Source organism: Pseudomonas sp. NPDC090752 (assembly GCF_055584805.1).
This window is the reverse complement of record NZ_JBVJLI010000029.1, coordinates 26,063-34,300: the sequence shown is the minus strand read 5'-3', so window position 1 is coordinate 34,300 and position 8,238 is coordinate 26,063. Positions and strand designations below refer to the sequence as shown.

7 protein-coding genes are annotated in these 8,238 nt (G+C 63.0%); 5 read left to right on the top strand and 2 right to left on the bottom strand.

What is annotated here, in order from left to right:
* Positions 1 to 327: 327 nt before the first annotated feature.
* From ACZ6YA_RS25220 to ACZ6YA_RS25200, 5 genes are all read left to right on the top strand, one after another.
* Positions 328 to 1,971, top strand: a complete 1,644-nt coding sequence (locus ACZ6YA_RS25220; RefSeq protein WP_465900373.1) for an acetolactate synthase large subunit — start codon at positions 328 to 330, stop codon at positions 1,969 to 1,971.
* 151 nt (positions 1,972 to 2,122) lie between these two features.
* Positions 2,123 to 2,677: a UPF0149 family protein gene (locus ACZ6YA_RS25215; protein WP_465900371.1), complete on the top strand. Its 555-nt coding sequence runs from the start codon at positions 2,123 to 2,125 to the stop codon at positions 2,675 to 2,677.
* A 120-nt stretch (positions 2,678 to 2,797) separates the two neighbouring features.
* Entirely contained in the window at positions 2,798 to 3,421 is a 624-nt protein-coding gene (locus ACZ6YA_RS25210) for a glutathione S-transferase family protein (RefSeq protein ID WP_465900369.1), read from the top strand.
* Positions 3,422 to 3,448: 27 nt separating this feature from the next.
* Positions 3,449 to 5,479, top strand: coding sequence for a pyridoxamine 5'-phosphate oxidase family protein (locus ACZ6YA_RS25205; RefSeq protein ID WP_465900367.1), 2,031 nt, complete (start codon positions 3,449 to 3,451; stop codon positions 5,477 to 5,479).
* A gap of 63 nt (positions 5,480 to 5,542) precedes the next feature.
* Positions 5,543 to 6,439 carry a LysR family transcriptional regulator gene (locus ACZ6YA_RS25200; protein WP_465900365.1) on the top strand — a complete coding sequence of 299 codons (897 nt, stop codon included), beginning with the start codon at positions 5,543 to 5,545 and terminating at the stop codon, positions 6,437 to 6,439.
* Here ACZ6YA_RS25200 and ACZ6YA_RS25195 read toward each other — a convergent pair.
* Together ACZ6YA_RS25195 and ACZ6YA_RS25190 are read right to left on the bottom strand one after the other, a co-directional pair.
* On the bottom strand, positions 6,427 to 7,305 hold the full coding sequence (locus ACZ6YA_RS25195; RefSeq protein WP_465900363.1) for an aldose 1-epimerase: 879 nt from the start codon (positions 7,303 to 7,305) through the stop codon (positions 6,427 to 6,429). The two genes, ACZ6YA_RS25200 and ACZ6YA_RS25195, sit on opposite strands and share 13 nt — an antisense overlap.
* Positions 7,305 to 8,216 (bottom strand): EamA family transporter, encoded by a 912-nt coding sequence (locus tag ACZ6YA_RS25190; RefSeq protein ID WP_465900361.1) that lies wholly within the window; start codon positions 8,214 to 8,216, stop codon positions 7,305 to 7,307. The genes ACZ6YA_RS25195 and ACZ6YA_RS25190 overlap by 1 nt, the downstream gene beginning before the upstream one ends.
* Between the last annotated feature and the right edge of the window lie 22 nt (positions 8,217 to 8,238).

Here is an 8,238-nt window from a genome sequence, read left to right as displayed (position 1 = left end):
TGGTAGTGTGGGGTTTCCCCATGTGAGAGTAGGTCATCGTCAAGATTCATTTCGCAAAACCCCTATCTGCGCGAGCAGGTAGGGGTTTTGTCTTTCCGGTATTCGAACAGCTTTTCTCAAAGCAACTATCTTTTGTCCGTCTCGTACCTGCGTAAAACGCTGAAGGGTGCGACAATTAATCCTGTTCGTATACGTGACTTTGCCCCGCCTAGCCTGCGTCAAGACTTAGGTTCGGGGCATCCTCGCGCCCGGACTGAGCGATGCCAGCGTGCCGTGCTGCGCATTTCTGGACCTTCACCGTCCTATACAACTGAGGTTACAAGCAAGATGGCCAAGGCCGCCGATGTCGTTGTGCAATGCCTGGAAAACGAAGGTGTCGAATATGTGTTCGGCATTCCTGGTGAGGAAAACCTCGATCTGCTGGAATCCCTGCGCAAGTCGAAGATCAAGCTGGTACTGACCCGCCACGAGCAGTCTGCGGGCTTCATGGCCGCCACCTATGGCCGTCTGACCGGCAAGACCGGCGTCAGCCTGTCGACTCTGGGCCCTGGCGCGACCAACCTGGTGACCGCCAGTGCGTACGCGTACCTGGGCGGCATGCCAATGATGATGATTACCGGCCAGAAGCCGATCAAGAAGTCAAAACAGGGCCGCTTCCAGATCATCGATGTGTGCGGCATGATGGACCCCATCACCAAGTACACCCACCAGTTCGCCTCGGCCGACAACATTCCTTCGCGCATGCGTGAAGCGTTCCGCCTGGCCGAAGAAGAAAAGCCGGGTGCCGTGCACCTTGAGCTGCCAGAAGACATCGCCGCCGAGCAGACCGATGCCATGCCGATCCCGCGCAGCCTGCATCGTCGCCCGCTGGCCGAGCATGTGGCCATCGAAGCCGCCATCGAGAAACTGCGCACTGCGCGCAGCCCAATCCTGGTGATCGGTGCCGGCGCCAACCGCAAGATGACCGCCAAAGTCCTCAAGCAATTGGTCGACAACACCGGTATTCCGTTCGTCACCACCCAGTTGGGCAAGGGTGTGGTCGACGAGCGCAGCCCGCGCTTCCTCGGCAACGCCGCGCTGTCGTCCGGTGATTTCGTCCACCGTGCCATCGAGGCCGCCGACCTGATCGTCAACATCGGCCACGACGTGATCGAAAAGCCGCCGTTCTTCATGGTTCGTGGCGGCACCGAAGTCATTCACATCAACTTCCGTTCCGCCGAAGTTGATGCCGTGTACTTCCCGCAGGTTGAAGTGATCGGCGACATCGCCAACGCCGTCTGGCAAATCGGCGAAGGCCTGGGCGACACTTCGCACTGGGACTTCACCCGTCTCATGGCCATCCGTGAAGCCAACGAAGCGCAGATCGCCGAAGGCGCCGACGACGACCGCTTCCCGGTCTACCCGCAGCGCCTGGTTGCCGACATCCGCCGCGTACTGCCATCCGAAGGCATCGTCGCGCTGGACAACGGCATTTACAAGATCTGGTTCGCCCGCAACTACAAGGCGCACAAGCCCAACACCGTGCTGCTCGACAACGCCCTGGCCACCATGGGCGCCGGCCTGCCGTCGGCCATGGCGGCGCACCTGGTGTACCCGGACCGCCCGGTTATCTCGGTGTGTGGCGACGGCGGCTTCATGATGAACAGCCAGGAGCTGGAAACTGCAGTTCGTCTGGGCATGCACGTCACCGTAGTGATCCTGCGTGACGACGGCTATGGCATGATCCGCTGGAAGCAGGCCAACATGGGCTTCACCGATTTCGGCCTGGACTACGGCAACCCGGACTTCGTCAAATACGCCGAAGCCTACGGTGCCAACGGCCACCGGGTGGAAAGCGCCGAAGGTTTGCTGCCGCTGCTCGAGCACTGCATCAAGACTCCAGGCGTGCACGTGATCGACTGTCCGGTCGATTACAGCGAGAACGACCGCATCCTCAACAGCGAGCTGCGTGAGCGCGCCCTGGCGGTTTAATCGCTGAAGGCCCTATCGCCGGCAAGCCGGCTCCCACAGGCACATCTCTGCTCCTGTAGGAGCTGGCTTGCCGGCGATTGCTTTTGTGCAAACAACAACTCCCTCACCCTGTGCTAGGGTGCACGCCTATCTTCACCCAGGAATCCTGCACATGCTCCCCGCGCTCAGCGACAAAGAACTCGACCGCCTCGAAGACCTGTTGATCACCTACGGCAACGACTACTCGGTGCTCAACCTGGCCGAACTCAACGGATTCTTCACTGCCTTGGCCAGCTCCCCGGTGAGGATCAACCCGGAGCATTGGCTGCCTGCAGTGGCCGGTGGCAAAGTGCCGAAGTTCAAGAAGCCTGCTCACGAAGAAGCCTATACGGCGTTGATGCTGCGCTATGCCCACCAGGTAGCGGAACAGCTGGCGGACAACCTTGATAACTTCGAGCCGCTGTTCGAAGAAAGCGAAGCAGAGGAGGGGCCGGCGATCATCATGGAAGAGTGGTGCTTTGGCTATATGCGCGGTACCCAGGTTGCAGAGTGGGACGAGCTGCCCCCTGGACAGGATCCACTGTTGAAAGCCATATCGCTGCATGGGCTGGAGGACAACTTCGAGTTGCTCGATGCAATGAGTTTCGACGAGGTGCAGGCGTGTGTGCCGCACGTGGTCGAAGCGGCCAAGGGGCTGTATCGGTACCAGAAGCAACAGCGCCACTGACAGCAATTGTTTCGCCTGGCGAAATTAAGATCTCCCCGCTGCGCTGATTCTGTTACAGCCCGAATCAGCGCAACCTGTGTTCCAGCAGCACCACCCGGTGCCACCCCTGGAGCGCAAACCATGATCAAACTCTACAACTTCCCCAAGTCCGGCCATGCCCACCGCATCGAACTGATGCTGTCGCTGCTAAAGTTGCCTACTGAGCTGGTATTCGTCGATTTGGCCAAGGGCGCCCACAAGCAGCCCGAATTCCTTGCCCTCAACCCGTTCGGCCAGGTGCCGGTGATCGATGACAACGGTACCGTCCTTGCCGATTCCAACGCCATCCTCGTCTACCTGGCCAGCACCTACGACAAGCGCGGCAGCTGGCTGCCCCACGAACCGCTCGCGGCCGCCCGTGTACAACGTTGGCTGTCTGTCGCTGCCGGACCGCTCGCCTTTGGCCCTGCTGCCGCCCGCCTGGTCACGGTGTTCGGTGCCTCGTTCAATACCGATGAAGTGATCGGCCGCGCCCACACCCTGCTCAAGGTGCTGGATGCCGAGCTGGCCAACACGCCGTTTCTGGTGGGTAGCGAGCCGACCATCGCCGATGTCGCCAACTACTCGTACGTCGCCCACGCTCCGGAGGGTAACGTCTCGCTGGAACCCTACCCCAACGTGCGTGCCTGGCTGGCACGGATCGAAGCGCTGCCGGGCTTCGTTGCCATGCCACGCACCGCCGTGGGCCTGCAAGCCAGCGCCTGAGCCGCAACCCAACCGAGGAATGCCGCCATGCAACAACGCCCAGCCCCTCATACCTCGCCCTGGCACGCGGGTGAGACACGCTTGCAAGAGCAGGTCGGTGTGGCACAACGGATGGAAGTGTTCGGGCAAAAGGTCATCCGAGACTACATGCCCGACCAGCACCGCGATTTCTATCGGCAACTGCCGTTCCTGATTGCTGGAGCCGTGGACGCAGAGGGCAGACCTTGGGCAACGCTGCTGGAAGGTACGGAAGGCTTCGTCAGTTCCCCTGACCCGCGGCGATTGCTGATCGACACTCCCCTCACCAGCGAAGACCCGGCTACGCCCGGACTCGCTGCGGGTGGGGCCATCGGATTGCTTGGCATCGAATTGCACACCCGCCGGCGCAACCGTATCAACGGGCTTATTGGCGTGGTCACTGGTAATCAGTTGGAAGTAGAGGTGGAGCATGCCTTCGGCAACTGCCCGCAGTACATTCAGCTGCGCGCCTATACCCGTGTCGATGAACCGGCGCAGGCGCGGCAGGATTCGTTGACCTTGAGTGCCGATGCGCTGGCGATGGTCAGCAACGCCGACACCTTCTTCGTCGCCAGCTACATCGACCATGAAGATGGCCATCGCTCGGTGGATGTCTCGCATCGCGGCGGCCGGCCCGGGTTCGTCAAGGTCGAAGGTAACCGCCTGACCATCCCAGACTATGCCGGCAACCTGCATTTCAATACCCTCGGCAACCTGCTGGAGAGCCCGCAGGCGGGGCTGCTGTTTGTCGACTTCAGCAATGGCAACGTGCTGCAGTTGACCGGGCGCGCCGAGGTGATACTCGACAGCCCATTGATCGAGGCCTTCGAAGGTGCCGAGCGGCTGTGGACGCTGGAGGTCGAACAGGTGGTGCTGCGACCCGCTGGTGTGTCGCTGCGCTGGGCCTTCGAGGAATATGCACCGACCAGCCTGATGACCGGCACCTGGGCCGAGGCGGAGCAGCGCCTGCAACAGCGTTCACGGCAGCGCCAGTGGCTGAGCTGGCGTGTAGCGCGGATCGAGCAGGAAAGCCGCGATATCCGTTCGTTCTACCTGGCCACTGATGCACCTGTGACGTTCGCTCCAGGCCAACACCTCCCCGTGCGCCTGCCGCTGGGGGGCGACACACCGTTGATTCGCACCTACAGCCTGTCCTGCGCGCCGTCGGACGGCCACCTGCGCATCAGCGTCAAAGCCCAGGGCCCGGCATCACGTTACCTGCATGAACAGGTGAAGGTGGGCGACCTGCTCGATGTGCGCCTGCCCATGGGCAGTTTCACCCTGCAGGACGACAGTCAGCGGCCCATCGTACTGGTTGGCGCGGGCGTGGGCATCACGCCGCTGATCGCCATGCTCCGGGAACAGCTGGCGCGGCAGCAGGATCGACGGATTCATCTGTTTCACGGTGCCCGCAGCCTCGCCGAGCTGCCGTTCCAGCGAGAGCTGAGCGACTTGCGCGAAAAGGCTGGCGACCTGTTGAGCGTGCAACGCTCGCTGAGCCAACCAGAGGCCGACGCTGTGCTGGGCCAGGACTACGAACATGCCGGCCGTCTCGGTATCGAGCAGGTCAAGGCGGCACTGGCGTTGGATGACTATGACTTCTACCTGTGCGGGCCTGCCAGTTTCACCCAGGACCTGTACGAAGGGTTGCGCGCCGTGCACGTGCCGGATGCGCGCATCCACGCAGAAGCGTTCGGCCCCTCGACGCTCAGGCGCCATACCGACGACAACCAACCGCCCCTGCAGCAGCCCCCAGCAGCCAGCGAAGCGGTGCCGATTTACTTCGCAAGTTCTGCCAAGGAGGCACGTTGGGCACCAGGCAGCGGGACCTTGCTGGATCTGGCTGAAGCCCGTGGCCTTTCGCCGGACTTCAGTTGCCGAGGGGGGTCATGCCGTACTTGCAAAACCAAGGTGGTTAGCGGGCAGGTGCATTATCCGAACCCGCCTGCCGAAATGCCTGAGGAGGGCACGGTGCTGATCTGCTGCGCCGTGCCGGCCCAGGTGGAGGAGGGCGCGCAGGCGCTGGTGCTGGACCTGTGATTGGGCAGCACAAAACCTGCGGATAACCGATAATCCTCCCCACCCACGCAACCAGGAGCCGGCATGGACCAGATCCACCTGATGAAGGTGTTCGTCGCCGTGGGCGAGCTGGAAAGCTTCGCCGCCGCCGCCCGCCGCCTGGATATCTCTCCAGCGGCGGTCACCCGGGCAGTCAGCGCCCTCGAAGACCAACTCGGCGTCAAGTTGCTGCTGCGCACCACGCGCAGCGTGCGCCTGACCGAAGCGGGTGGCCGTTATCTGGAGGACACCCGCCACATCCTTTCCAGCATCGCCGAGGCCAACGAGGCCGCGGCGGGCATCAACGCCACACCCAAGGGCGAGCTGGCGGTGACCGCGCCGATCCTGTTCGGCAAGAAGTTCGTCATGCCGTGTATCGTCCGCTACCTGCAGCAGTACCCGGAAGTTGACGTGTCTGCCTACTTCCTCGACCGTATCGTCAACATGGTCGAAGAGGGCATGGACGTGGCCGTGCGCATCGGCCCGCTGCCCGATTCCGGCCTCAAGGCCCTGCGTGTGGGCAGGGTGCGGCGCATGCTTTGTGCCGCACCGGATTACCTGGCGCGGCATGGCGTACCGCAACATCCGTCAGACTTGCCGGACCATGCGGTGATCGCCACCACCAACCTGTCGCCTCGTGCTGGCTGGCGCTTCGGCGTCACTGACGAACCAACCCTGGTGCGTATGAAACCGAGGCTTACCGTGACCAGCAACGACGGCGCGATTGCGGCGGCGGTGGGTGGGTTGGGGATTGCCCGCTTGCTGTCGTATCAAGTGGTTGATGAAATCGCCAGCGGGCAGTTGCAGGTGATCCTCGCCGAGTATGAGGAAGCGCCGTGGCCGATCCACGTGTTGCACCGGGAGAGCAAGTACGGTTCGGCCAAGGTACGCTCGTTCGTCGATCTGTTGGCGCAGCAGCTACGCAGTCATCAGCTGGACTGAGTCGCGGCGTATTGCAGGCTGAAGCCCAGGCTCAGTTCTTCCCCTTGCTGCAATAAGCGCAACCCCGGCCGCCCTGGCAAATGATGCGCATTGATCGGGTGGCTGACCGGCTCGAAACAGAAGAACGGCTGCCCTTGCGGGCAGAACAGCAGGAAGTGGTCGGCACCGCTGGCAGTGCACTCAAGCCGATACCCGGCAGTCGGTTGCTCGATGACGCATTCGCCTGCCCAGCCGCTGAAGGCATGATCGACTGCGTCCCCAGGCAGTTCGCGCAACGTATCGAAACGCCAGTCTGCGGGGATCGCAGCTTGTCGCGAAGGCAGTTGCCCGTACTCGCCCAGCCATACCTGCTGCGCGGCTACCTGCAACTGTGTGTCGGGGTAGCGTGGGAAGTAGGGATGCAGGCCGAGCCCATGCCACACGGCACGCTCATCCAGATGAACCACGTGCATGTCGAGGCGCAGGCAACCTTCATGCAGGTGCACATCGAGCGTGGCCCGATAGGCGAACGGCACCTGGCTAACCAGGTGCAACCGCGCGCGTCGTTCACTGTGGTGTTCGACCTGCCAGGCCTGTTGCCAGGCGCTGCCATGGATCGGATAGGCGTCATGGTCGGTGTTGGGCGGCAACGCCAGCCAGCCAGACGGGCAGGCGAAACCGCCTTCGGCAATTCGATTGGACCAAGGGGCCAGTGGATAGCACCCCAGCCGCCTGGGACTACCGCTGGCCAGCGCGGCCTCGTCGGCATGCCGCAGCAGTGCCTGGCCGGTCGCCTTGACGTGCCAATTGGCCAGGCTGGCGCCCAGGCCAGGCGCAATGCTCAGGCGGGTCAGGCGGTCTTGCAGGTGTAGCAGTGGCACCGTCATCACGACCTCCGATAAGTAAGCATCACGATGCCGCACACCACCACGGCACCGCCCAGCAGCTGCACGCCACTGAGCTGTTGGTCAAGCAGCGCCCAGCCCAGCAGCAGGGTGGCGATGGGTTCGACGTTCATCACCGGAGCGTTCTGCGCCATGTTCAGCCGTGGCACGCAGACGAACAGCAAGGTAAAGGCGATGCCATACAGCACCACCAGACTGGCCAATGCGGCCCAGCCGTTGCCACTGGCGGGCAACGCCAGGCCGGATGGCATTAAGCCGCTGACCCCCGCCACCAGCATGCTGGCGAACACGATCAGCAAGGTCAGCAGGCTGCGAACCGGGCCGCGCACGGCGGCGAGTCTATGGTCGGTGATCCACAGTGCGCAGGCGAACACGCAGGCTGCGCAGAACGCCAGGCTCACACCCAGCAGCCAGTGCGGATTGGCCTCGCCACTGTCGGACAGCTGCGCGGGCACGTCCAGCGCCAGGACCAAGCCACACAGGATCAGGCCCATGAACAGCACCGTGCGGCCAGTCGGGCGCGCGCCGCCCAGTGCCCATGTCAGGAGTGCCAGCAACATCGGGAAGGTATTGCCGACCAGCAGTGCCAGGGCCACCGGTATGCGCGCCACCGCTGAATACAGGCACAGGCTCTGGGTGGCGATCAGCAGGCCCAGCAGCAGTTGCCAGCGCCGCGCGCCGCTCGGCAGGCTCAGCGGTTGGCGCTGCCACAGTACCAGGCTAGCCAGCACCAGGAAGGTAATGCCCGAGCGACAGAGGATGGCCAGCAGTACGCCGGTGTCGTCATCGAAGGCAATGCGTGCGGCAATGTGGTTACCGGCGAATGAGCAGGCCAGCAGCGCCAATAGCGCGACTGCCAGCTTGCGGGGGAAGAGGGGAGTTGCGACAGCCATGTGCATAGTCCATTTGCAGATG